General features: G+C 67.5%; 25 protein-coding genes. 11 read left to right on the forward strand and 14 right to left on the reverse strand.

Annotated elements, in window-relative coordinates:
- Positions 1-41 precede the first annotated feature (41 nt).
- The gene (locus AC2D9V_RS07260) at positions 42-1,046 is read right to left on the reverse strand and encodes a glycosyltransferase family 2 protein (RefSeq protein ID WP_484713357.1); all 1,005 of its coding nucleotides are present in this window, start codon (positions 1,044-1,046) and stop codon (positions 42-44) included.
- A gap of 189 nt (positions 1,047-1,235) precedes the next feature.
- Between AC2D9V_RS07260 and AC2D9V_RS07265 the strand changes: the two genes are divergently transcribed.
- Positions 1,236-2,780 carry an acetolactate synthase large subunit gene (locus tag AC2D9V_RS07265; RefSeq protein ID WP_484713358.1) on the forward strand — a complete coding sequence of 515 codons (1,545 nt, stop codon included), beginning with the start codon at positions 1,236-1,238 and terminating at the stop codon, positions 2,778-2,780.
- Positions 2,781-2,864: 84 nt separating this feature from the next.
- Here AC2D9V_RS07265 and AC2D9V_RS07270 read toward each other — a convergent pair whose 3' ends face one another.
- Both AC2D9V_RS07270 and mutY read right to left on the reverse strand, forming a co-directional pair.
- The gene (locus tag AC2D9V_RS07270; protein WP_484713359.1) at positions 2,865-3,980 is read right to left on the reverse strand and encodes an alkane 1-monooxygenase; all 1,116 of its coding nucleotides are present in this window, start codon (positions 3,978-3,980) and stop codon (positions 2,865-2,867) included.
- 91 nt (positions 3,981-4,071) lie between these two features.
- Complete coding sequence (mutY, locus tag AC2D9V_RS07275) at positions 4,072-5,115, reverse strand: A/G-specific adenine glycosylase (RefSeq protein ID WP_484713360.1); 1,044 nt, start codon at positions 5,113-5,115, stop codon at positions 4,072-4,074.
- A 141-nt stretch (positions 5,116-5,256) separates the two neighbouring features.
- Between mutY and AC2D9V_RS07280 the strand changes: the two genes are divergently transcribed.
- From AC2D9V_RS07280 to AC2D9V_RS07290, 3 genes are read left to right on the forward strand one after another with little or no spacing between them, the layout of a single operon-like run.
- Positions 5,257-5,793 carry a DUF721 domain-containing protein gene (locus AC2D9V_RS07280; protein ID WP_484713361.1) on the forward strand — a complete coding sequence of 179 codons (537 nt, stop codon included), beginning with the start codon at positions 5,257-5,259 and terminating at the stop codon, positions 5,791-5,793.
- 2 nt (positions 5,794-5,795) lie between these two features.
- The gene (locus tag AC2D9V_RS07285; RefSeq protein ID WP_484713362.1) at positions 5,796-6,419 is read left to right on the forward strand and encodes a DsbA family protein; all 624 of its coding nucleotides are present in this window, start codon (positions 5,796-5,798) and stop codon (positions 6,417-6,419) included.
- A 1-nt stretch (position 6,420) separates the two neighbouring features.
- Positions 6,421-7,560, forward strand: a complete 1,140-nt coding sequence (locus AC2D9V_RS07290) for a CaiB/BaiF CoA transferase family protein (protein ID WP_484713363.1) — start codon at positions 6,421-6,423, stop codon at positions 7,558-7,560.
- An 18-nt stretch (positions 7,561-7,578) separates the two neighbouring features.
- Here AC2D9V_RS07290 and lpxK read toward each other — a convergent pair whose 3' ends face one another.
- From lpxK to AC2D9V_RS07305, 3 genes are read right to left on the reverse strand one after another with little or no spacing between them, the layout of a single operon-like run.
- Positions 7,579-8,568 (reverse strand): tetraacyldisaccharide 4'-kinase, encoded by a 990-nt coding sequence (lpxK, locus tag AC2D9V_RS07295; RefSeq protein WP_484713364.1) that lies wholly within the window; start codon positions 8,566-8,568, stop codon positions 7,579-7,581.
- Positions 8,568-9,764, reverse strand: a complete 1,197-nt coding sequence (locus tag AC2D9V_RS07300; protein ID WP_484713365.1) for a 3-deoxy-D-manno-octulosonic acid transferase — start codon at positions 9,762-9,764, stop codon at positions 8,568-8,570. The genes lpxK and AC2D9V_RS07300 overlap by 1 nt, the downstream gene beginning before the upstream one ends.
- Before the next feature lie 3 nt (positions 9,765-9,767).
- A complete protein-coding gene (locus AC2D9V_RS07305) occupies positions 9,768-10,013 on the reverse strand; it encodes a DUF4170 domain-containing protein (RefSeq protein WP_484713366.1) in 246 nt (81 codons plus the stop codon).
- Between the two features lie 158 nt (positions 10,014-10,171).
- Between AC2D9V_RS07305 and AC2D9V_RS07310 the strand changes: the two genes are divergently transcribed.
- Genes AC2D9V_RS07310 through AC2D9V_RS07320 form a run of 3 tightly spaced genes read left to right on the forward strand, consistent with a single transcriptional unit; the run spans position 10,172 to position 11,763 of the window.
- Positions 10,172-11,053: an SPFH domain-containing protein gene (locus tag AC2D9V_RS07310; RefSeq protein ID WP_484713367.1), complete on the forward strand. Its 882-nt coding sequence runs from the start codon at positions 10,172-10,174 to the stop codon at positions 11,051-11,053.
- A 1-nt stretch (position 11,054) separates the two neighbouring features.
- A complete protein-coding gene (locus tag AC2D9V_RS07315) occupies positions 11,055-11,339 on the forward strand; it encodes an NfeD family protein (RefSeq protein WP_484713368.1) in 285 nt (94 codons plus the stop codon).
- A gap of 1 nt (position 11,340) precedes the next feature.
- Positions 11,341-11,763: an NUDIX hydrolase gene (locus tag AC2D9V_RS07320; RefSeq protein ID WP_484713369.1), complete on the forward strand. Its 423-nt coding sequence runs from the start codon at positions 11,341-11,343 to the stop codon at positions 11,761-11,763.
- Here AC2D9V_RS07320 and AC2D9V_RS07325 read toward each other — a convergent pair.
- From AC2D9V_RS07325 to pyrF, 7 genes are all read right to left on the reverse strand, one after another.
- Positions 11,760-12,809 (reverse strand): DUF1513 domain-containing protein, encoded by a 1,050-nt coding sequence (locus AC2D9V_RS07325; protein ID WP_484713370.1) that lies wholly within the window; start codon positions 12,807-12,809, stop codon positions 11,760-11,762. The two genes, AC2D9V_RS07320 and AC2D9V_RS07325, sit on opposite strands and share 4 nt — an antisense overlap.
- A 2-nt stretch (positions 12,810-12,811) precedes the next feature.
- On the reverse strand, positions 12,812-13,768 hold the full coding sequence (locus tag AC2D9V_RS07330; RefSeq protein WP_484713371.1) for an imelysin family protein: 957 nt from the start codon (positions 13,766-13,768) through the stop codon (positions 12,812-12,814).
- On the reverse strand, positions 13,768-15,273 hold the full coding sequence (locus AC2D9V_RS07335) for a di-heme oxidoreductase family protein (protein ID WP_484713372.1): 1,506 nt from the start codon (positions 15,271-15,273) through the stop codon (positions 13,768-13,770). The genes AC2D9V_RS07330 and AC2D9V_RS07335 overlap by 1 nt, the downstream gene beginning before the upstream one ends.
- A gap of 229 nt (positions 15,274-15,502) precedes the next feature.
- Positions 15,503-15,988, reverse strand: coding sequence for a bacterioferritin (gene bfr, locus AC2D9V_RS07340; RefSeq protein WP_484713373.1), 486 nt, complete (start codon positions 15,986-15,988; stop codon positions 15,503-15,505).
- Positions 15,989-16,068: 80 nt separating this feature from the next.
- The gene (locus AC2D9V_RS07345; RefSeq protein WP_484713374.1) at positions 16,069-16,311 is read right to left on the reverse strand and encodes a (2Fe-2S)-binding protein; all 243 of its coding nucleotides are present in this window, start codon (positions 16,309-16,311) and stop codon (positions 16,069-16,071) included.
- 9 nt (positions 16,312-16,320) lie between these two features.
- Entirely contained in the window at positions 16,321-17,571 is a 1,251-nt protein-coding gene (locus AC2D9V_RS07350) for an imelysin family protein (protein ID WP_484713375.1), read from the reverse strand.
- Positions 17,572-17,696: 125 nt separating this feature from the next.
- Entirely contained in the window at positions 17,697-18,395 is a 699-nt protein-coding gene (gene pyrF, locus AC2D9V_RS07355; protein WP_484713376.1) for an orotidine-5'-phosphate decarboxylase, read from the reverse strand.
- A 78-nt stretch (positions 18,396-18,473) separates the two neighbouring features.
- Between pyrF and AC2D9V_RS07360 the strand changes: the two genes are divergently transcribed.
- Genes AC2D9V_RS07360 through AC2D9V_RS07375 form a run of 4 tightly spaced genes read left to right on the forward strand, consistent with a single transcriptional unit; the run spans position 18,474 to position 21,655 of the window.
- A complete protein-coding gene (locus AC2D9V_RS07360; RefSeq protein ID WP_484713377.1) occupies positions 18,474-19,346 on the forward strand; it encodes an ROK family protein in 873 nt (290 codons plus the stop codon).
- Positions 19,337-20,074 (forward strand): copper homeostasis protein CutC, encoded by a 738-nt coding sequence (locus AC2D9V_RS07365; RefSeq protein ID WP_484713378.1) that lies wholly within the window; start codon positions 19,337-19,339, stop codon positions 20,072-20,074. Before AC2D9V_RS07360 ends, AC2D9V_RS07365 begins: the two co-directional genes overlap by 10 nt.
- On the forward strand, positions 20,052-20,825 hold the full coding sequence (locus AC2D9V_RS07370; protein ID WP_484713424.1) for a hypothetical protein: 774 nt from the start codon (positions 20,052-20,054) through the stop codon (positions 20,823-20,825). The genes AC2D9V_RS07365 and AC2D9V_RS07370 overlap by 23 nt, the downstream gene beginning before the upstream one ends.
- A 5-nt stretch (positions 20,826-20,830) precedes the next feature.
- Positions 20,831-21,655 (forward strand): TolB family protein, encoded by an 825-nt coding sequence (locus AC2D9V_RS07375; RefSeq protein WP_484713379.1) that lies wholly within the window; start codon positions 20,831-20,833, stop codon positions 21,653-21,655.
- On the opposite strand, the gene AC2D9V_RS07380 is transcribed toward AC2D9V_RS07375, so the two are convergent.
- Positions 21,643-22,083 (reverse strand): hypothetical protein, encoded by a 441-nt coding sequence (locus AC2D9V_RS07380; protein WP_484713380.1) that lies wholly within the window; start codon positions 22,081-22,083, stop codon positions 21,643-21,645. The two genes, AC2D9V_RS07375 and AC2D9V_RS07380, sit on opposite strands and share 13 nt — an antisense overlap.
- Positions 22,084-22,235: the final 152 nt, after the last annotated feature.

A 22,235-nucleotide genomic window follows, 5' to 3' on the forward strand; every position in this document is an offset into this window, starting at 1 on the left:
GGTCGGCCCCCCGGCGGTCCAGATCCTGGCTTTGCGCCACCTCAGCCCCCGGACTTTTCCGAGGCATGATGCGACCGCACGATGTACAGCGGTCTTTGGCGCACCTCGGTATAGATCCGCCCGATGTATTCGCCGATGATCCCCAGCGCGAACATGTTCAGCCCGCCGAAGACAAGGATCAGGATCACGGTCGAGGCATAGCCGGGCACGTCGATCCCGAAGGCAAGGGTGCGCACGAAGAGGACGGCCGAATAGACCAGTGACAGGACCGCCATCCCGATCCCGAAATAGGTCCAGATCCGCAGCGGCACCGTCGAGGACGAAAAGATCGCGTCCAGGGCCAGCTTCGTCAGCTTCCAGTAGTTCCAGCGGCTTTCCCCCACGGCGCGCGGCGGGCGTTCGTAGGTGACCTCGTCCGTCTCGAAGCCCACCCAGGAAAAGAGCGACTTGTTGCACCGCGACCGTTCGCCCAGCTGGGTGATGATCCACACGACCTCGCGGTCCATCAGGCGGAAATCGCCCACGTCGCGCGGAATCGGCTGTTCCGACAGCGCGTTGAACAGCTTGTAGAAAGCCGCCGCAGACCGCGCCTTCAACCAGCTGTCGCTGTCCCGCTTCACCCGGCGGGCGTTCACGATCCGCGCACCGGCCTGCCACTTGGCAATCATTTCGGTGATCACTTCCGGTGGGTCCTGCAGGTCGACGTCGAGCGGGATCACCGCGTCGCCGGTCGCGTGCGCCATGCCAGCAATCAGCGCCGCCTCCTTGCCGAAGTTCCGCGACAGGTTGATCAGCGAGATGTCGTCCCGCCCCTCGGCCGCGGCAAGGATCACCCGCTCGGTCCGGTCAGTGCTGCCGTCGTTCACGAAAAGAATGTCAAAGGTCGCCCGGTCGGCATTTGCCCGCATCATCTCGGTCGCCCGGTCCAGGAAGATGCCGATGCTGTCCTCTTCGTTCAGGACCGGGATGATCAGCGTGATCCGGGGCAGGCGCATCGCGTCACTCTGGTTCAGGTCAAACTGCACGATCTCGGCTGTGCTATTCATTGTGGCGCCCTGTTGCCCGATCCTGTTCTACGCCAGTGGAGCGTTTCCCGGACGGCAAAAATATGGCAGGTCGGAGGTGATTGAAAGAAATTCGACGTGCAAGCCAGCTGGCAGGCAATTGCAAGACCGGTTTGCCTTTCCCTTCGATCCATCGCCTTATGGCAGGAAACCTGATCAGGGATGGAACGAATGAACGGCGCAGAAACCCTGGTGCGGACCCTCCTGGCAAGCGGGGTGCGGGTCTGCTTCGCCAATCCCGGTACCTCCGAAATGCACTTCGTCGCGGCCCTCGATCGCCACCCCGACATGCGCTGCATACTGTCCTTGTTCGAAGGCGGGGTCTCGGGTGCCGCCGACGGCTACTTCCGCATGTCGGGCGAGGTGGCGGCGACGCTCCTTCACCTTGCCCCGGGCTTCGGCAATGCCTTTGCCAACCTCCACAATGCGCGGAAGGCGCAAAGCGGGGTCCTGAACATCGTTGGTGACCACGCCGATTATCACCTGCGCTTCGAGGCGCCGCTCAAGGGCGATGTCACTGGCGTGTCCCAATCGGTCTCGCACTGGACGCGCGTGACATCCGAACCCGGCCGGGTCGCCACCGATGCAGCCGATGCTATCCAGGCCGCCCGGGCGAAGAATGGCCAGGTGGCCACCCTGATCCTGCCCGCGAACATGGCCTGGGACCCGGCTGAAGGTCATGCCGTGGCCCCGGCCCCGCCCCCGCTCCGCCGCCCCTCGGTGGATGAGGTGAGGGCCGCCGCCCGCGCCCTTCGCCAGCCCGGCGCGGTGCTTCTGGTCGATGGCCCCGCCCTCTGGTCCGACCTTGGCCACCTGGCGAAGCGCCTGACCAAGGCCGCCGGTGCCCGCCTGATGCAGCCCTTCTTCGTCAGCCGTTTCCGGCGCGGGGCGGGGGCCGTGAAGATCGAACGGATGGCCTACCGGATCGAGGACAACCTCCAGCTTCTGAAAGGCGCGCCCGCCCTTGTCCTCTGCGGCACCACCCGCCCTGCCGGGTTCTTCGCCTATCCGGGCCTCCCTTCCACCCCCGACGATCCCGAAACCCGGCTGATCGAGCTTTGCAGCCGCGACATGGACATCGCCTGGACCCTGCGCGCCCTCGCCGACGAGATCGGCGAGGCCCCGCTTGGCCCCGAGGATTTCGTGCCCCTCGACCCTCCCGCCCTGCCCGAGGGCCCGCTGACCGTGACCAAGGTGGGCGAGGCAATCGGGAACCTCATGCCCGACAATGCGGTGGTGGTCGACGAAGGCATCTCCGCCTCGTACTTCCTCGCGCCCGGCCTGAAACGGGCGCGCGGGCATGACGCTCTTACCATCACCGGCGGCTCGATCGGCTTTGGCCTGCCGAATGCCGTGGGCGCGGCGGTGGCCTGCCCGGACCGCAAGGTCGTGGTGCTGGAAGGCGACGGGTCGGGGATGTACACGCTGCAATCCCTGTGGACGATGGCGCGCGAAGGGCTGGACGTCACCGTCGTGATCTTCGCCAACCGCGGCTACCAGATCCTGCGCGACGAACTGGCTGCGGTGGGCGTGCGCGAGGTCGGGCGCAACATCACCCGCATGTTCGACGTCGAGGGGCCGGAACTGGACTGGGTCGCCCTCGCCAAGGGTCACGGTGTCGAAGGCGTCCGCGTCACCGATATGGCAGGCTTCAATGCGGCGTTCGCAGACGCGATGGAGCAGCGCGGGCCAAGGCTGATCGAGGTGGTCTGCTGACGGACCGCTCGTCGTGCACTTCGTTTCTCCTCGCCGGGGTGGTTCCAGCGACGAGCGCAAGGAATGCGACGAGGAGCGGCCCGATCATCCCGCCACCGGGTTCAGCGCCTTGTTGTAGGGGTGCCAGTCGGTGATGTCCGGGTAGTGCCGCTTGCGCCAGGCCTTCACCCGCTTGTTCATCATCCGTCGCCAGATCGGCGGGACCAGCGCGGCCATCGACATCACCGGATAGCCATAGGGCAGCTGCGGCGCCTGCCCCTTCGGATAGGTCTGCAAGACCGGAAACCGGCGGTCCGGCTTGTAATGGTGGTCCGAATGCCGTTGGAGGTTGATGAGCAGCCAGTTCGACGCCCGATGCTCGGCGTTCCAGCTGTGGCGGGGCAGGACATGCTCATACCGCCCGTTCCCCAGATGCCGCCGGGTCAGCCCGTAGTGTTCGATGTAGTTCACCAGCTCCAGCTGCCAGATCGCGGTGGCGGCCTGCACCAGGAACAACCCCAGCCCGCTCCACCCGCCCAGTACGACCGCGAGCGACAGGAACCCTGCCTGCAGCAAGGCGTAACGCCAGAACGGGTTCGACCGGTGGTGCCACGGCAGGTCCTTCCGCTTCAGCATCGCAACTTCAGCTTTCCAGGCTGAGGGCGGGCATTGCCGCAGCACGCGGGGGAAGAAGCGGTGGAATCCCTCGTTGTAGCGCGCCGTCACCGGGTCGCGCGGGGTGCCGACATGGATGTGGTGGACCCGCAGGTGTTCCGACCGGAAATGCGAATACAGGACCGAGGCGAGCAAAAGGTCCGCCAGCCACCGCTCCAGCTTCGATTTCTGGTGCATGAGCTCATGGCTGTAGTTGATCCCGATCGTCCCGGCGAGGACGCCCATCCCGAAAAAGAGCCCGATACGCTCGCCAGTATCCAGATGCGCGGCCCGGGGCACGTACCACAGCATCACGACAAGCAGCGCGAACTGCACCGGGAACCAGACCAGCGTTACCGCCCGATGCCAGGACATCGCCGAGTCAGGCGTCTGCGGGTCGGGGTTGTCGGTGTTCAGCCCCGTCAGTGCATCCAGCAGCGAGAAAAGCCCCCAGGTCGCCAGCGGCAGGAGGGCGATGGTCCATCCCCCTTGCACCATGCCCAGGATCGCAATCGGGGGCAGGGCCATCGAGAGCCAGAAGGGAAGCGCGTTCGGAAGCTTGCTCATGCGTTGAAGCTATGGCGTGACAGCGGCGGGGAAAAGGGGACGAAACGCCGCCGACGCAACGACAACATGAGTTTTCTGCGAAAACGCGAACCTATCCCGGCAAGTTGCCCCGTCCGAGGTCCCAGGCCTTGCGCATCACCGTTGGCAAGTCGGCGGGGCGGAACGCCGCGCGGTCCAGCCATTCGCCTCGCGTGGCAGGGCCGGAAACTTTCGCCACCATGACCCGCAGGATCAGGTGGAAATGGGTGAAGGTATGGCGCACCTCGCCCACCTCCTGCCAGTCAGCCTCGGCCGGGGCAGGGCCGCCCACGCCGTCCCATGCGTCGCCGGGCAGGCCCAGCATCCCGCCCAGAAGGCCCCTCTCCGGGCGACGCTCCAGCAGGATCGCACCGTCGCGGTGGCCCAGCCAGACCGTCCCCCGGCGCAGGGGCTTACCCGCCTTGGCGAGCTTTCTTGGAAGGTCCCCCTGCACTCCCGCCTCCCGCGCCGCGCAGGCATTGACCCAGGGGCAGATGCCGCAGGCCGGTGACCTTGGGGTGCAGATCGTGGCCCCCAGGTCCATCACCGCCTGCGCGTAGTCACCCGCCCGCAATATCGGGGTCAGCCGTGCGGCAAGGGCGGTCAGTTCCGCCTTGGCCGCCGGAAGCGGGGTTTCCACGTGGAAAAGCCGCGACATCACCCGTTCGACATTGCCGTCGACCACGGTCGCAGGTTCGTCATAGGCAATCGCAGCGATGGCGCTGGCGGTATAGGGCCCGATCCCCGGCAGCGACAGAAGCGCTTCCCGCGTTTCCGGGAACCGCCCCCCGTGGTCAGCCACCACCGCGCGCGCGCATTTCAGAAGGTTTCGCGCTCGGGCATAGTACCCAAGCCCCGCCCATTCCCCCATGACCGCCGCATCCTCGGCGGCGGCCAGCGCCGTAACGGTCGGCCATCGGGTCGTGAAGCGGTGAAAGTAGTCCTTCACCGCGGCCACCGTGGTCTGTTGCAGCATCACCTCGGACAGCCAGACACGGTAGGGGTCCGGTCGCACTCCGGCGGCGCGGTCGGCCGGCGGGACGCGCCAGGGCATCACGCGGGCGTGGCGGTCGTACCAGTCGAGAAGCTGGCGGTTCAGGATGTCGGCCTCTTGCATCCGGGCGAAGATAGCGGCTGACCCAAAGACTGCCATAGGTCGCAGGCAAGTCATTTCAGCGCGATCCAGCGTCACGCAATCTTTATGGCCCTGAAACGCAACGGTACTGGCGACGCCGCACGCCTGCGATAGAATGGCGCCATGGCACCCAAGGGCCTTTCCACTCCGAATCCCGAACACCGCCGCCGTGGCTTTGAACCGGCGTTCGGGCTGATGAAGGATGCGGTGCGCGTTGCCGGTGAATCGCGCGGCTTTGCCGTGGCGCGCCTCCTGACCCACTGGGCCGAGGTTGCGGGGGCGGAGATGGCGCAGAAGACCCGCCCGGTGAAGATCGGCTATGGCAAGGGCGGCATGGGGGCCACCCTGACCCTGCTCGTGAAGGCCGCCGAAGCGCCGATGGTGCAGATGGCGCTGCCGGTGCTGAAGGAACGGGTCAACGCCGTTTACGGCTATGCCGCGATCAGCCATATCCACCTGACCCAGACCGCACCCCTTGGCTTTGCCGAAGGCCAGGCCGAATTCACGCCGGCCCCGAAAGCCGCCCCCGAACCCGATCCTGCGGTGCAGGCCAAGGCAGCGAAGGCAGCAAGCGCTGTCGCCGACCCGGCTCTCAGAACCGCGCTTGAACAACTGGCGCAAAACATCTTAACTCGCCCGCGCATGAAAAAGGACAACTGACGATGCTGAAACTGAACCGCCGCGCGATGATCGCCCTTGCCGCTGCGGCCACCGCCGCGATGACGCCCGCGCTGGCACAAGAGGCCACCACCACGGGCGAAGGTCCGGGCGACTTCTCGCTGGGCTCGCCCGATGCGCCGGTGAAGATCGTCGAATACGCAAGCTACACCTGCCCGCATTGCGCGGACTTCCACGCGAACGTCTTCAAGAACCTGAAGGCCGAATACATCGACACCGGCAAGGTCCACTTCACCCTGCGCGAGGTCTACTTCGATCGCTATGGTCTCTGGGCCGCGATGGTCGCGCGCTGCGGCGGCGAGATGCGGTATTTCGGCATCCACGACATGCTGTTCGACAAGCAGAAGGAATGGGCCGCCTCGCAGGACCCGATGGAAGTCGTGAACAACCTCAAGGCTATCGGTCTTGCCGCCGGGCTGGACCAGGCATCGCTCGACGCCTGCCTGAATGACCAGGCCAAGGCCGAGGCGCTGATCAAGCAGTTCGAGGCGAACATGGCCGCCGACGGGGTCAAGGGCACGCCGACGATCTTCATCAATGGCGAGATGCATTCGAACATGGCCTGGGCCGACCTCAAGGCGCTGATCGACGCCAAGCTGGCAGGCTGACGTGACCGCACCCTTGGAGGGCATCCGCGTCATCGAACTGGCGCGGATCCTCGCCGGGCCCTGGGCAGGCCAGATGCTGGCCGACCTTGGGGCCGACGTCATCAAGGTCGAGGCGCCCGAAGGCGACGATACCCGCCGCTGGGGGCCCCCGTTCATCGAGGCGGGGGGTGAGACCTCGGCCGCCTACTTCCACGCGACGAACCGGGGCAAGCGGTCCATCACCTGCGACTTCCGCACTGCAGAGGGGCAGGAGGTCGTCCGCCGCCTTGTCGCCGATGCCGACGTGGTGATCGAGAACTTCAAGGTCGGCGGCCTCGTGAAATACGGGCTGGACTACGACTCCCTCCGCAAGCTCAACCCGCGCCTCGTCTACTGCTCGATCACCGGCTTCGGCCAGGACGGCCCCTATGCCCACCGCGCCGGCTATGACTTCATCATCCAGGGCATGTCCGGGCTGATGAGCGTGACCGGACCTGCCGACGGCCAGCCGCAGAAGGTGGGGGTTGCCGTGACCGATGTCTTCACCGGCGTCTATGCCGCGACGGCGATCCTTGCCGCCATCGTCCAGCGCGGGCGGACGGGCGAGGGGCAGCACATCGACATGGCGCTTCTCGACGTGGCGACCTCGATCATGGCGAACCAGGCGATGAACTACCTCGCCTCGGGCAAGGCGCCGGGCCTGATGGGTAACGCGCACCCGAACCTCGCCCCCTACGCGGTCTTCGACTGCGCGGATGGCTGGCTGATCCTCGCCACTGGCAACGACGGGCAGTACCAGCGGCTCTGCGGCATCCTCGGGCTGCAGGACATGGCGACCGCGCCCGAATACCTGACCAACGCCGACCGCGTGACGAACCGCGCCGCGCTGACCCTCCGCCTGACCGAGGCGACGAAGCGCTGGACCAAGGCCGACCTCCTCGCCGCATGTGAGGCGGAAGGCGTCCCCGCCGGCCCGATCAACAACATGGCCGAGGTCTTCGCCGACCCCCAGGTCATCGCCCGCAAGCTCCAGATCGCGCCCGAGGGCCTGCCCGGCGTCCGCAGCCCGATGACCTTCTCGGGCGCCGAACTTGCGCTCGACCGGCCAGCCCCGCGCCTGGGGCAGCACCAGGACGAAGTGCTTGGGAAAAGCCAAGCCTAAGATTTTAGACGAAAAATCTTAGACGCCCAGCCGGATGAAAGCAGCGTCCAGCGGCCCCCAGTCCTCCACCTCCAGCCGCACCACCAGCGTCAGCACCTTTGTCCGCCAGTCCGGCGACAGTCGGGCCGCGTCCTTTTCCGTCGTGACAAGCTGGGCGCCCGCAGCATCAGCCTCGGCTTCCAGCCGACGCAGCAGCGTGTCCGACAGCGGGGCATGGTCGGCAAGCGCCTCACCCCGCACTACCTTGGCCCCAAGCGCGCGCAACGTGCCGAAGAAGCGCTCCGGGTCGGCGATCCCTGCGAAGGCAATCACAGGGGCACCCTGCCAATCCATGCCCATCGCAAGCGGAGCAAGCCGACCCACCAGCCGGGGCACCGGGATCATCGCCCCCCAGGTTTCGCCGAACCTTTCCTGCGCGGCATCGTCCCCGATCGACAGGACCAGATCGGAGCGCTTCAACCCCACCGCCACCGGCTCACGCAACGGACCCGCCGGGATGCAACGCCCGTTGCCGAAGCCCCGCCCCGCATCCACCACGACCAACGCCAGCGAGGCCTTGACGGCAGGGCTCTGGAAGCCGTCGTCCATCAGGATCACGTCGGCCCCCGCCGCCTCGGCCGCCCGGACCCCGGCGGCGCGGTCCTTCGCCACCCAGACCGGCGCGAAGGCCGACAGCAGAAGGGGCTCGTCCCCGACGTCTCCGGCCGCATGCGCCCTCTCATCCACCCTGACCGGCCCTTGCAGCCTCCCGCCATGACCCCGGCTGACGATATGGACCGCGCGACCCCGAGCCGTCAGCCGCTGGGCCAAAGCCAGCGTCGTCGGCGTCTTGCCCGCGCCACCGGCCACGAGGTTCCCGACGCAGATCACCGGCACCTTCGGCGCATAGCTAGGCGCGCGCAGCCGCCGTGCCGTCCCGGCGGCATAAAGCCAGCCCAGGGGCGCCAGCAGCCTGGCCAGAAGGCCGGGACGGTCCGGCGGCAGGAACCAGTGGCGCGGCGCCTGCATCAGCCTTCACCGTCGATCAGCGCGCGGATCCGGTGCAACAGCCGGTCGGTGACCTCGGCCCCGTCGCTGGCCACGGCCCAGGCGGCCTGCGCCAGCCGCGCGGCCCGGTCGGGAAAGAGAAGGTCCCCCAGCGCATCCGCCAGATCGCCGGCCGAAGCGACGGCGCGCGCCGCCCGTGCCGCAGCGAGGCGGCTGAAGATCGGGCCATAGGGGTCAACCCGCGGCCCGTGAATGATTGCCGAGCCAAGCGCCGCCGCCTCCATCGGGTTTCGGGTCGGACCGCGCCCGTTCAGGCTGCCACCAAGGAATGTGATCGGCGCCAGCCGGTACCAAAGCCCGTATTCCGCAGGGTTGTCGACGACGAAGACCTCGACCCCCTGGTCCGGCTCCTCTTCCTGCTGGCGCCGGGCGACAGACAAGCCCTCCTCCTCCAGCTTCGCGGCCAAGGCCTCAGTGCGTTCCACCGTCTCGGGCAGAAGGATCAGAAGCAGACGGTGCGACTGCTGTGCTGCCACCCGGTGGGCGTGCAAGACGGCGTCTTCCTCGGCCTCGGTCAGGCCGGCGGCAAACCAGACGGGCCGCGCGGCCAGAAGCTTGGCCAGAGCCGAACGCTCCGCCTCAAGGCAGGGCAGGACGACGCTTTCCTCCTCCATCCGCCCGATCACCGCCACGCTGGTCAGAGCCGCCCCCGCCTTGCGGAAGGCCCGGGCGGCGGCTTCGTCCACCGCATAGACTGTCGCGATCCGGCCAAGCGCCGACCGCATCAGGCCAGGATACCAGCTGTCGCGCTCGCGCAGGAAAGCTGGCGCCCGTCCGTTGGCAAGGATCATCGGGATACGCCGGTCACCGCATTCGTGCAGGGCAGCCGGGCGCAATTCCCCTTCGGCAAAGACGGCAAGCTCCGGCCGCCAGTGATCCAAAAACTCGCGCACGTCCAGCGGCGTGTCATCCGGCGGTGGCTGCGGGATCGTCCCGGCCCGCGGCGGCAGATCGACCGGGCTGGTCAGGACCACTGCCATCCCGTCCTCCTCGATCAGCCTGCGGGCCAGCGCCAGCATCGGGCTTGTCTGTCCCGCATTCGGTGCATGCAGCCAAATAAGCGACCCCTGCGGCCGGGGCGGGCGCTCACCGATCTTCGCCGGTCCCTCGCGCCGGTTCCCGAGGTTGTAAAGCTTCAGACCCAGTGGCGAAGCCATGGTCTAGCTGCCAAGCTCCTCGGTCGGCGATGCAGCCTCTGCCTCATCGCGCAGGCGGTGAATATGGGCGATGAAATAACGCATATGCGCGTTGTCGACCGTGCGTTGCGCTTCGGCCTTCCAGGCGGCATGGGCGCTGGCATAGTCCGGAAACATGCCGACGACATGGATTTGCGAGGGGTCCTTGAAGATGGTCTTGTCGGGCGAGACAAGCTCGCCGCCAAAGACAAGATGCAGGCGCTGTGGCATGGCATTCCGGTGCTTGGTTTCGTGACGGGGGCAACCTACAACCGTTCCCTTTCGGGGGAAAGGCCGGGTTCTTGTGGCCGGACCTTGCGTAAGGGGGCATGACGGGCCACATTCACCGGCAAAGCCGCCCGCGCGGCGATCGAACAGGAGAGCATTTGATGACCATCGAGGATTTTCTTGGCTGGAACGGCGTCTACCTTGCGATTGCCGTCTTCATTATCCTCAGCATCTTTCTCGGCGTGCGGATCGTTCCGCAGTCGGAAAAGCATGTCGTCGAACGCTTCGGTCGCCTGCGTTCGGTCCTTGGGCCGGGGATCAACTTCGTCGTGCCTTTCCTTGACCGGATTGCGCACCGGGTCTCGGTTCTGGAACGCCAGCTGCCAAACGCCCATCAGGATGCAATCACCGCCGACAACGTGCTGGTGAAGGTCGAGACTTCGGTCTTCTACCGCGTGACCGAGCCGGAAAAGACAGTCTACCGGATCCGCGACATCGACGGTGCCATCGCTACGACCGTGGCGGGTATCGTCCGCAGCGAGATCGGCAAGATCGAGCTTGACCAGGTCCAATCCAACCGCGCCCAGCTCATCGAACGTGTGCGCGAGCAGGTGACGGCAATGGTCGACGAATGGGGGGTCGAGGTGACGAGGGCCGAGATCCTTGACGTCAACCTTGATGAGGCGACACGCGCCGCTATGCTTCAGCAGCTGAACGCCGAACGGGCGCGGCGCGCGCAGGTGATGGAGGCCGAAGGCAAGAAGCGCGCGGTGGAACTCGCCGCCGACGCCGACCTCTACGCCGCAGAACAGGCCGCCAAGGCCAAGCGGGTGACCGCGGATGCCGAGGCCTATGCCACCGGCGTCATCGCCGGCACGATCAAGGAAAGCGGGCTCGAGGCCGCGCAGTATCAGGTCGCGCTGAAGCAGGTCGAGGCGATGCAGTTGATCGCCACCGGCCAGGGCAAGCAGACGATTATCCTGCCCGCGAACCTTGCCGAAGCCTTCGGGGATGCCTTCAAGATGCTGAAAGGGCGGGTCTAGGATGCTGCAATCACTGGCGGATACTTGGTGGACGTGGATCGTGCTCGGCTTTGCGCTGGGCGTGCTGGAAATCCTCGCGCCGGGCTACATCTTCCTCGGCTTCGCGATCGGCGCGGTCCTGACCGGCATCCTCGTCGGCACGGGCCTCGCGCCGGCGGGCCTGACCTTCCTGATCCTCGTCTTCGCCGTCCTGTCGGTCGTCGCCTGGCTGGCGCTGCGCCGGACCATGGGGGTGCGCGAGGGGCAGGTGAAGATCTGGGACCGCGACATCAACGACACCAAGTAGCGTGACCTTCGTCGGCGCGAAGGCGGCCCTCTTCTGCGGCGGGCAGGTCCTGACCTACCTGCGCGACACCCACCCCGGCCTGCCCTGGCCGGGTCTCTGGGACATCCCCGGAGGCGGCCGCGAAGGCGATGAGACGCCCGAGGATTGCCTCCTCCGCGAACTTGACGAGGAATTCGGCCTCTGCCTTCCCCCGTCGCGCCTTATCTGGCGCAGCGTCCTGCCCTCGATCACCCGGACCTCCGAAGCTTCGGTCTTCTTCGGTGGCTGGCTCTCGGAGCAGGAGGTCTCCCAGGTCCGCTTCGGCGACGAAGGGCAGGACTGGCGCCTCATGGACATCGCGGAGTTCATCGCCCATCCCGCCGCCGTCCCGGAAATGCAGCGCCGGACGGGCCTCGCCTGGGCCGACCTCGGCCCCCGACCTTAAGCCCCCAGCGCGACGAGGTGATTGTCCCACTGCACGCCGCCCTGCGACAAAGGCGAAAGCCCCGCGTCATCCGCTGCCCAGACCGCGCCCAGGCCGTCGGTCACGACAAACCCGCCCGCCGCCACCGCCGCGCCGCAAAGGTCCGCCCGGCGGTGCGTCGCGACATGAGCACCATCCGCCACAAAGATCATCGCGACACCCCCCTTGGGCGAGGTCACGATCACCCTCTCCCCCGTCGCCGCCACCGACCCGGCATAGCCCTGCATCGCAAAGGCATCCCCCTCCGGCGCCTCGCACAGCACCGGCGCCTGCCCCGGCACCCACAGCCCCAGCTGCGGCACCGCCTCGGCCGGCTCACCCTCCCACTGCATCGCAAAGGCAATCGCTTCCCCACACAGCGCCAGGTGGCGGATGGAGTTCTGCCGCAGCTCCGGCAGTTCCACCATCTCCAGCAGCGCGCCCCCTTTATCCAGAAGCGCAAGGTTCGGCCGCATCTCGGGAATGTTCAGCTTCGTGCGGTCCACCGGATCAGTCCGGATCCCGCCATTCGCCACCGCCAGCCGCCCGTCCGGCAAAAGCCTGATCTCATGCGGCCCGATCCCGTGGCTGGGCCAGTCCCCCAGCCGCGTATATCCGCCCGTCTCCCACAACCCGATCCGCCCCTCCGACGTCTCGGCCACCACCTCCGACGTCATCAGCACCGACCCGTCGGCCGAGAACGCACCATGCCCGTTGAACTGCATCCCCTCGGGCGGGGTCAGCCGCGCGCGGACGGCTCCCGTCCCGCAGTCGATCACCAGCGCAAAGGTCCCCGGTCGCCGTGCGAAGGCCACCGCCTCGGCCCGCACCGGATGCGCCGCCGCCGCATGGCCCCGCCCCGGCAGCGCGAGTCCGAAGAGCGACCGGCCTTCTGCGGTCAGCCCGTGCAGCACGAATCCCTCGCCCGCCTTCCCGGCGGCAAGGAAGGCGGGGCTGCCCACCTCGGCCCAGGTAAGCCTCGGGGCACAGGCTGCTGCCAGAGTGGCGAGGAATGCGCGGCGCTGCATCTTCAGTCCCCGTCCGCGGAGTTGAAGCCGACCGTCACCCCCAGCGCAGGCGCCATCTCGGCAATTGCCGTCTCGCGGATGCTGCGGGTCGCCTGCTGCAGGATCTCCACCTTCAGCCGCCCCTGCGGCTCTGCCACCCCGGCGAAGACTGGATCGTCCAGCCCCTCGGCCAGTCCAAGCGCATGGTCGAAGGCGGCCAGAGTCTCCACTGCCCCCGGCTCCAGCGCGTCCGTCAGCCCGCGCAGGGCCTGCAAGGACAGGATCACGTTCCGCAACGACCGGGCTGAGGCGCGGGCTTCCGCCAACTCCGGCCTCGGCTTCTCGAAGGTGCCCAGCGGGCGGCCCAGGCGCTTGTCGGCCAGCCCTTCCAGCCCGGTCGCAAGCTGGGTGAAAAGCGCCTGCCGCGCTTCGGCTTCGGAAAGGTAGGCCGTGTTGCTCGGCTGGCCGGGGGTCAGGAGAAGCTCACCATAGGGCCCCCAACCGGCCTCCAGCGTGGCCGCCGTGCGCGCCATGTCGTCGGCGGTGGCATGGATCAGCGGGCAGGGGTCGGCGGGCAAAGCCTCCGCCGGGTAAAGCAGCCGCTCCAGTGCCGGAAGGCCACGCGCGGCCACGGATTGCTGGGCAAAGACACCGGGCTCCAGCGCCGTCGCATCGGCGGACATAAGCGCCTTCTGCGCCTTCCACCCCAAGGCCTTAGGGTCGGGCCAGTAAAGGACCGCCAGCCCCCGCCCTTCTTCCTCGGCAGGTCCAAGCGCCAGATGCGCCACCCCCATCCAGGCATCCCAGGCCGACTGGAACGCCGGGCGCAGCACCTCCGGGTCACAACTCTCGACCGCGGCCAAAGCCTCGGCGGCGCCGGCAAAAGCTGTAAATCCTGGGCGGATATGGTCGCGCACCACCTCGCTTGTGTCGGCGGCAGCCGGGGCGGCAAGGGCCAACGACAGAAGAAACACCCGCATCACAGACTCCCCAGGAAGGCCAGCAGTGCCGCGCGGTCCTCAGCCGACATCGCCACCACCGCATCGCGCTGGGCCTGCGCTTCGCCGCCATGCCAGAGAATGGCTTCCAGCACCGACCGCGCCCGCCCGTCATGCAGAAGCTGCGTATGGCCCGAAACAGTCTCGGTCAGCCCCAGCCCCCACAGCGGCGGCGTCCGCCATTCCGTACCCGACGCCCGACCCTCGGGCCGGCCATCCGCCAGACCCGGCCCCATGTCGTGGAGGAGGAGGTCGGTATAGGGCCAGATCAGCTGGAAACTCTGCTCGGGCTGCCCGTCGAGCCGGTGGGTCACGTGTTTCGGCGTGTGGCAGCCCGTGCAGTTCAGGTCGTGGAATATCTCCTTGCCGCGCAGCACGGTCGGGTCGTCCACGTCCCGCCGCTCGGGCACGCCAAGGTTCCGGCTGTAGAAGGTCACAAGGTCCAGGCTTTCGCCGTCCACCTCCAGCCCGTCGCGCACGCCGTCTTCCTGCCCCGCAGGCGCGGCCCGGCACTCGGCTTGCCCGGCCGTGCAATCACCTGCAGGGTCGGGATGCAGGGGCGTCGACAGCCCCATGTCGCCCGCGAAGGCGCCCGCCGACTGCTCCTTCACCGTCGGCGCCCCGGCCTTCAGCCCGAACCGCCCCAGCATCGGCACGCCGAATTCCACTGACGGCACGATCTGCGCCCGGCCGGATATGCCGTCGCCGTCCGCGTCATCCTCGTCAACCCGCGCCAGGATATCCGCCGCCGGGATCGCCTCCAGAAGCCCAAGGCCTATCATCTGCGGCGCGACGCGCGGTGACAGCATCAGCCCTTCGCCGGGCGGGCCATAGGCCGGGTCAGCGAAGGCATATGCGGGTGCCCGCAGGGAAACCACCGTGCCGTCCGCCAGCGTCACCGGCGTTTCCGTCCAGGTGATCTCCATCTGCCCTTCGGCGGCATGGCCTGGGGCGGCAAGGTCCTGCAACTGTCCGCCATAGGTCGGGTCGGGCTGGGTAGCGATCCAGCCTTCAATCCCCTCCGGCACCGGCCCGCCCGGCATCGACAGGCGCAAGAACATCGACACGCGGCTGTCCTCCCCGTCTTCGGGGGGATGCCCGCGCCCGTCCTTCAGGTGGCAGTCCTGACAGGCCCGCGCGTTGTAAAGCGGCCCCAATCCGTCCGAGGCCTTGGTCGAGGCCGGTGCCGCGACCCAAAGCTTGCGGAAAAGCGCATTCCCAAGCTTGAAATCCATCTCGCGCTCGAAGGGCATGTTGCCGGAATGCAGGCTGAAGGCATCGGCGGTCATGGTGGCACGCACGGTTGCCGCCCCCGCCGATTTCGCTTCGAAGGGCTCGGGCTTCGAAAAGTCAGTCGGGGGTGCCAGAACGGCGGCGATCTTTGCCGCTTCCTCGGCCGTGCGCGGGATCACCGGCAGGTGCCGGTCGTCCAGGCTTTGCGCAAGGGCGGGGGTCGTCAGGGTCAGGAGTGCAAGGGCAAGGCGCATGGCGGCCTCCTTTGCCGATGGCATACTCCCAGGATGTTGACTATTTCAATCGGAAAATGGCAGGTGCCGCTTGGTTGCGGTCACCTGCCCTGCAACACCCCGCAGGTCGGGCATCAGCCAGACTCCCCGAAAGGCCCTCGGGAGATCCTTGCCAAATCCCTAACGTCCACAAGCATATCCTTGAAAAAGCAAGGAAATCCAATTTTGACCACTGTGGTCAGTCTCTGGCCTACTCGGCCTTGCTGGCCGGTTTTGCGTTCAGAAGACCGTATTTCTCGGGGCCGAGCTTCTCGTAAAGGCCGATCTGGGTTTCAAGGAAATCGATGTGCCCCTCTTCGTCCGCGATCAGCTCATCGAAAAGGGACCGGGTGACGTAGTCCCCCACGGCGTCGCAGTGCCGGCGCGCCTCGATATAAAGGGTGCGGGCCTCATGCTCGGCGGCAAGGTCGGCCTCCAGCGTCTCCCGGATCGACTGGCCGATGCGAAGGGGATCCAGCTTCTGCAGGTTCGGGTGGCCTTCCAGAAAGATGATCCGGGCGATCAGTTTGTCGGCGTGATGCATCTCTTCGATCGATTCCGCGCGGGATTTGTCGGCTAGATGGCCGAACCCCCAGTCCTCCTGCAGGCGGTAATGCAGCCAGTACTGGCTGACGGCGGTCAGTTCCGACCGGAGCGCTGCATTGAGATATTCGATGACCTTGGCGTCGCCTTTCATGGCGGGTCCTTCCGTGCTGATGGGGCTTTCAGGAACGGTAGGACTTGCCTGCCTCCTGTCCAGCCCGGGCTGGGTTTAGGTTACTCGGCGGGAATACTCGTGCGCAGGATCGGGGGCTGGGAAGCGTCGGGAACGCGGAAGGCCGCAGTGGTGCGCATGGTCTCGAGAAAGAGCGGCATGCACCCCCCGCAGTCAGCCCGCTTGCCAAGTGCCCGGTAGATCCGGCCCGAGGTGATGACCGTGTCGGGGTCAGAGGCGCGCATCCAGGTGACCGCGGCTCGGATGTCGTGGTCGGTGATGGACTGGCAGTGGCAGACGATCATCTCAGGGCATCACTGGAAGACGGCGTTGGGGTTGTCGAGGCTGTCCGAGCCTTCGAAGGTGACCTGCGAGAGGTTGAGCACGGTGACCGCCCGCTCGATCGATGCGGTCTGGGTCACCAGCGCGTCGACGGCCGCCATGATCAGCGCCTCACCCTGCGCATCGCCGGGGGCGAGCATCTGGTCGTACGCAAAGCCTGCCTCTGCCGCGGTCTTCACTGCGCCAAGGGCGGCAACCGAGGCGTCGAGTTCCGCCTTGAGTTGGCTGTCAACGGCCGGGTCCGCGGCGGCGACGAGGTCGGACAGCGAGGGGCCTTCGAGGACGGATCCATCGACGCGGGTGTAGGAGCCAAGGTAGACATTCCGGATGCCGAGCCCGTCGTAGTAGTGGCTGTTGTGGGTGTTGTCGGAGAAGCAGTCATGCTCTTCCTCGGGGTCGTTCAGCATCAGGCCCAGCTTCATCCGTTCCCCGGCAAGCTCGCCGTAGGAAAGGCTGCCCATCCCGGTGAGCATGGCCAGAAGCCCGGACTGCGGGTCGGTGGTGACCGCCGCGCGGGCGGGGCCGGTTTCGGACCAGTTGGCGAGCATCTCTTCCAGATCCGTCACCAGAAGGTCGGTCGCGGCCTGAAGATAGGCCGCGCGGCGATCGCAGTTGCCGCCGGTGCAAGCCTCCCCGGTGGCGAAGTCGGTCCACGGCCGCGCGCCGGCCCCGGGGCCGGTGCCGTTAAGATCCTGACCCCAAAGAAGGAATTCGATGGCGTGGTAGCCTGAGGCAACGTTCGCCTCGATCCCGTCGGCCTCGTGCAGGGCGTCGCGGATCAGGGCGGGGGTGATGGTTCTGGCGTCGATCTCGGTCCCCGAGAGAGTGAAGGTGGGCGTGGCGATCACGTTCAGGCTGGCCAGCGCGTTTTCCTCGTTCCCGTAGTCGGCGGCGGTGTAGTCGATGAGCCCCTCATCGAGGGGCCAGGCGTTCACCCGGCCTTCCCAGTCATCGACGATGGGGTTGCCGAAGCGGAAGGCCTCGGTCTGCTGATAGGGGACGCGGGCGGAGAGCCAGGCCTGGCGGGCGGCCTGCAGGGTTGCCTCGGACGGGGTGGCGATCAGGGTAGCGACGGCCGCCTGCAGCCCCTGGGCGGTGGTCAGGCTGTCCTGGTAGGTCGCGAGGGCGAGGTCGGCGTAGGTCCGGGTCACCTCTTCGGGCGTGGCGGCGAGGGCGGGGGCGGCGAGGGCTGTCGAGAGGGCCAGTGCAGCGAAGCGACGCATCGGAAACCTTTTCAGTCAGGATTTCCAAATGTCTGACAAATTCAGTCGGCCTTGTAAAGACCGATTCTTTTTGTTGGGAATCGCCGCTTCACAAGGAAACGATTCTTCTGCGGAAAATCTATGGCTTACCGTGCAGGCAGCTCGCCCGTGACGGCGCGGGCGGCGGCAGCGGGGTCAATTGCCTGCCAGATCGGACGACCGACGACGATGTGATCCGCGCCATCCAGGATCGCCTGATGCGGCGTTGCGATGCGCTTCTGGTCGCCCGTCGCCGCCCCCGCAGGCCGCACGCCGGGGGTGACGATCAGCTTGCCGGCAGCTTCGGGCAGGGCGCGGATCATCGCGGCCTCTTGCGGCGAGGCGATGACCCCGTCCGCCCCTGCCCGGAGCGCGCGGGCGGCGCGTTCAAGTGTAATCTCGTGAATGTCGCCGGGACGGATCAGGTTTGCGTCGAGGTCGTCGCGGTCGAGGGACGTCAGGATCGTTACTGCGAGGATCTTCAGGCCGCTGCCGCCCTTGCCGGTGGCGGCGGCGGCGACGACCTGCGGGTCGCCATGGACGGTGAGGAAATCGAGGTCGTACTGAGCAAGGCCCCGCACGGCGGCCTCGATCGTGGCGCCGATGTCGAAGAGCTTCATGTCGAGAAAGACGCGCTTGCCTTGCTCGTGCTTGAGCTCGTTCGCCAGGGCAAGCCCCCCGCCCGTCAGCATGCCGAGGCCGATCTTGTAGAAACTGGCGGCATCGCCGATCCGGGCGACGAGGTCGAGGCCTTGCACCACGTTCGGGACATCAAGGGCGACGATCAGGCGGTCATCTGCGGGCATGGAGCCTCCGGCGGCGGGCGTCGCGGCGGTTTGACGGGGGCGGGCGGGCCTGTCAAGACTGCGGGCAAGGGAGGCGCGATGATCCTGGCATTCGACATCGGCGGCAGCCGTATCCGCGCTGCGGTATGGGGCGGGGCGGGGCTGCACGCCCTTGGCGAAGTGGCGACACCTGTGGGCGATCTGCGCAGCTTTGCCGAGGCGATCCGCGGCTTCGCGGTCCGGAACGTCAAGGGCATCGCGATCTCGATCGCCGGGGTGGTGGACCCGGCCACCGGGGTCGGCAAGGTGGCGAACATCCCGGCGATCGACGGGCTGGCACTGGGGCCGGAGCTGGAACGGGTGACGGGCTTGCCGGTCATGGTGGTGAACGATGCCGATTGCTTTGCGCTGGCCGAGGCGAGCCATGGTGCCGGGCGCGGGCATGGAACGGTCTTCGGCGTGATCCTTGGGACAGGCGTGGGCGGCGGGCTGGTGATCCACGGCAATGTCGTGACCGGCGCGGGTGGCTATGCCGGGGAATGGGGGCACGGCCCTGTGATCCGGGGAGACTTCGCTTTTCCCTGCGGTTGCGGACAGGTCGGCTGCGTCGATACCGTGGGCGGGGCACGGGGACTGGAACGGCTGCACCGCACCCGGACCGGAGAGGCGGCCACGGCGGAAGAGATCGTCGCGGCCTGGATGGCCGGCGAGGCAGCGGCGGGCGAAACCATGGCGCTATGGCGTGATCTGGTGGCGGGGCCGCTGGCGATGGTGGTCAACGTGGTCGGGGCGGATGTCCTGCCGGTGGGCGGCGGCCTGAGCCGGGCGCCGGGCCTTGTCCGTTACCTGGACGAGGCCGTGCGGGTCCGCATCCTGCGGCGGACGGTGGCACCCCTGCTGGTGCCTGCGGAATGCGGGCCGGACGCGGGGCTTCTGGGCGCGGCGATGGCGGGGCAGGCGGCGTGGGGCTGATCCTTGAGGTCTGTGTCGACACGGTGGCGGGGCTGGACGCCGCCGTTGCGGGCGGCGCGGACCGGATCGAGCTGTGTTCGGCGCTGGCGCTGGGCGGGCTGACGCCTTCGGCCGGCTTTATGGCGGAAGCGGCGGCTTGCGGTCTGCCGGTCATGGCGATGATCCGGCCCCGGGCGGGGGATTTCGTCTGGTCGGAGGCGGAGGTCGCGGTGATGGAGGCGGATATCGCCGCCGCGCGCGAGGTGGGGCTTGCGGGTGTTGTCCTTGGGGCCAGTCTGCCGGACGGACGGCTGGATGTGCCCGTGCTTGAACGGCTGGTCGCGGCGTCGCAGGGCATGGACCTGACGCTGCACCGATGCTTTGACCTGGTTCCGGACATGGGGGCGGCGCTGGAACAGTCGGTAGGGCTGGGGTTCCGACGCATCCTGACCTCGGGCGGGGCGGAGACGGCCGAGGCGGGGGCCGCACGGATCGCGGAACTGACCCGGCAGGCGACCGGGAGGATCGTGATCATGCCGGGGGCCGGGGTCAGTGCCGGGAATGCGGCGCGGCTTCTGGGGCTTGGCACGCGCGAGTTGCATGGATCATGTTCAGTAACTGTTCATGCTGATGGGCCAGAAGTGGCGCTGGGGTTCGGGCCGGCGGCGGTCCGGCAGACCGATGCAGCGACGGTCCGGGCCGTCAGGCAGGCGATGGAGGATGCGGTTGGAGATCAACGTCACGTTTGACCGCCCCGAGGAGGGGCCGGGATCGGGGCCGCTGTCAGTGGGCTGGTTCCTGGCCAGTGACAAGGGCGCGGTCCTTTACGATCCGCCTGAGCGGGTGGCGATCCGCCCCCCGAACAAGGCGCATGCCAAGTCGGCCAGCCGCTGCCCGGCGGTGATCCAGCTGGAAAGCCGGTACTTCGTGGTGAAGTGCCCCTTCGACCTGACCATCGGTTTTCAGCGTGACGAGAAAGGGAAGCCCGTTCTGGTGAACCGCGCGGGGGCGGCAAGCCCGATCCGTTCGAACAAGCTGAACGAGGTTCTGACGCTGGTGAACGAGGCCGAGTGGCGGTTTCCCGACCGCCCGACGGTGCAGCTGCACCTGCCCTACTGCTTCATCGCCGACGAGCCGGTCTACATGAGCCAGCTTGACGCCTTCGCGCATTACCGGCCGGTGCCTCTGCCCGGGACGATCTTCGGCGGGCGGTTCCCGGTTTCGGTCTGGCCGCGGCCCATCATGTGGGCCTTCGAATGGCATGACACGGGGAAGGACCTGGTGCTGCGGCGGGGCGATCCCCTGTTCTACCTGCAGTTCGAGGGGATGGACCCGGCCCGCCCGGTGCAGCTGGTCGAGGCGGAGAAGACGGCGGAGTTGACCGCCTATCTTGAGAAGCTGTCGGGGGTGGTGAATTACGTCAACCAGACGTTCAGCCTGTTCAAGGCGGCCGAGGCGATGCGTCCGAAGAAGCTGCTTGTGCCCAAGGCGCGGGAGTAGCGGGCATGCGGAGCATCATCGAGACCTATGAGGTGGCGACGGGCCGGGTGCGCGAGGTGCTGGCGGTTGACGGGCGGATCGAGGCGCCGAACTGGGCACCTTCCGGCGACTGGCTGCTGGTGAACGGCGAGGGGCGGCTTTTCCGGGTGCCGCTGGAGAAGCCGGCCTTGCTGGAGGTTGATACCGGACCGGCGATCCGCTGCAACAATGACCACGGGATAAGTCCGGATGGGGGGACGATCTTCCTCTCGTCGCATCATGAGGGGGAGGGGTCGCAGGTCTATCTTATGCCGCTCTCGGGTGGCCAGCTGGTTAAGGTGTCGACCGCTGCACCAAGCTGGTGGCACGGGGTGTCGCCGGACGGGAAGGTGCTGACTTACGTCGCGGCGCGGGGCGGTAGCCGGGTGATCGACGTCTACACGCTGGTGCCGGGCGAGGCTGAGAAGCGGTTGACCTGGGGCGAGGGGCATTGCGACGGGCCGGAGTTTTCGCCGGACGGCGCGCGGATCTACTACAATTGCGACCGGGGCGGGCATGCGCAGATCTGGGTGATGGCGGCGGACGGGTCGGGGCAGCGGCAGCTTTTCGAGGATGGCTTCGTGAACTGGTTCCCGCATCCGTCGCCTGACGGGAGGCACCTGGTCTACCTTGCCTATCCTCCGGGGACGGAAGGGCATCCGGCGGACCTGGAGGTGGCGCTGGTCTTGTGCGACCCGGAGGGGCAGGATCGGCGGCGCGTGCGGGAGTTCACTGGCGGGCAGGGGACGATCAACGTGCCAAGCTGGGCCCCGGACAGCAGCGCCTTTGCCTATGTGCGCTACGAGCCCTGAATGGTGCGAAGGGGACCGGGGCGCTTTGGCGGCTTCGGTTCGACCTCGGGAAGAAGACCGGCGGCTTCGAGAACCGGCGTGATGTGGCGGGGATCGCCCCAGACCGAGATGTAGACCTCGGGCGGGTAGCCGTTCGAGAGATGCTCGGGCACGAGGTCGATGATCCTGACGCGCAGCGGATCGCCATGGGCCAGCGAGGGGGCGACGATCTCTTCGGCCACGGGGCCGAGATGGCCGAGAAGGGCGGGGCGCCAGCGCGGAACGAACCCAAGGACAAGCTGGCGGACCGTGGCGAAGACGCCGATCTTGCCGTCGCTCAGCCGCTCCAGCCATGCGTGTTCCCCGATCGCAAGCCGCGCGCGGGCGACATGCAGGGTCAGCCCTTCGACCGGGGCCTTGTGGATCAGGGGAAGCTTCGTGTCGGTCATTAGGCGGATATCCTTGGCGGTCTTTCGACTTGGGAACGTCGGGCAGGTCATGGCAAGCCTGAATGGGGCGAGGGCCGGGGCTGGTGCCTTCCGCCGCCGATGCCGGCGGGCCGGGTCGGCGGAGAAAGGGTCACGCGCATCGGCGGGCGGGA

It is taken from the genome of Tabrizicola sp. T46, from assembly GCF_057219895.1.

Excerpts from the sequence above, each read along its gene's own strand:
- AC2D9V_RS07260 (WP_484713357.1), bottom strand. The coding sequence starts at position 1,046 with ATGAATAGCACAGCCGAGATCGTGCAGTTTGACCTGAACCAGAGTGAC.
- AC2D9V_RS07265 (WP_484713358.1), top strand. The coding sequence starts at position 1,236 with ATGAACGGCGCAGAAACCCTGGTGCGGACCCTCCTGGCAAGCGGGGTG.
- AC2D9V_RS07270 (WP_484713359.1), bottom strand. The coding sequence starts at position 3,980 with ATGAGCAAGCTTCCGAACGCGCTTCCCTTCTGGCTCTCGATGGCCCTG.
- mutY (WP_484713360.1), bottom strand. The coding sequence starts at position 5,115 with ATGCAAGAGGCCGACATCCTGAACCGCCAGCTTCTCGACTGGTACGAC.
- AC2D9V_RS07280 (WP_484713361.1), top strand. The coding sequence starts at position 5,257 with ATGGCACCCAAGGGCCTTTCCACTCCGAATCCCGAACACCGCCGCCGT.
- AC2D9V_RS07285 (WP_484713362.1), top strand. The coding sequence starts at position 5,796 with ATGCTGAAACTGAACCGCCGCGCGATGATCGCCCTTGCCGCTGCGGCC.
- lpxK (WP_484713364.1), bottom strand. The coding sequence starts at position 8,568 with ATGCAGGCGCCGCGCCACTGGTTCCTGCCGCCGGACCGTCCCGGCCTT.
- AC2D9V_RS07300 (WP_484713365.1), bottom strand. The coding sequence starts at position 9,764 with ATGGCTTCGCCACTGGGTCTGAAGCTTTACAACCTCGGGAACCGGCGC.
- AC2D9V_RS07305 (WP_484713366.1), bottom strand. The coding sequence starts at position 10,013 with ATGCCACAGCGCCTGCATCTTGTCTTTGGCGGCGAGCTTGTCTCGCCC.
- AC2D9V_RS07310 (WP_484713367.1), top strand. The coding sequence starts at position 10,172 with ATGACCATCGAGGATTTTCTTGGCTGGAACGGCGTCTACCTTGCGATT.
- AC2D9V_RS07315 (WP_484713368.1), top strand. The coding sequence starts at position 11,055 with ATGCTGCAATCACTGGCGGATACTTGGTGGACGTGGATCGTGCTCGGC.
- AC2D9V_RS07325 (WP_484713370.1), bottom strand. The coding sequence starts at position 12,809 with ATGCAGCGCCGCGCATTCCTCGCCACTCTGGCAGCAGCCTGTGCCCCG.
- AC2D9V_RS07330 (WP_484713371.1), bottom strand. The coding sequence starts at position 13,768 with ATGCGGGTGTTTCTTCTGTCGTTGGCCCTTGCCGCCCCGGCTGCCGCC.
- AC2D9V_RS07335 (WP_484713372.1), bottom strand. The coding sequence starts at position 15,273 with ATGCGCCTTGCCCTTGCACTCCTGACCCTGACGACCCCCGCCCTTGCG.
- bfr (WP_484713373.1), bottom strand. The coding sequence starts at position 15,988 with ATGAAAGGCGACGCCAAGGTCATCGAATATCTCAATGCAGCGCTCCGG.
- AC2D9V_RS07345 (WP_484713374.1), bottom strand. The coding sequence starts at position 16,311 with ATGATCGTCTGCCACTGCCAGTCCATCACCGACCACGACATCCGAGCC.
- AC2D9V_RS07350 (WP_484713375.1), bottom strand. The coding sequence starts at position 17,571 with ATGCGTCGCTTCGCTGCACTGGCCCTCTCGACAGCCCTCGCCGCCCCC.
- pyrF (WP_484713376.1), bottom strand. The coding sequence starts at position 18,395 with ATGCCCGCAGATGACCGCCTGATCGTCGCCCTTGATGTCCCGAACGTG.
- AC2D9V_RS07360 (WP_484713377.1), top strand. The coding sequence starts at position 18,474 with ATGATCCTGGCATTCGACATCGGCGGCAGCCGTATCCGCGCTGCGGTA.
- AC2D9V_RS07375 (WP_484713379.1), top strand. The coding sequence starts at position 20,831 with ATGCGGAGCATCATCGAGACCTATGAGGTGGCGACGGGCCGGGTGCGC.
- AC2D9V_RS07380 (WP_484713380.1), bottom strand. The coding sequence starts at position 22,083 with ATGACCGACACGAAGCTTCCCCTGATCCACAAGGCCCCGGTCGAAGGG.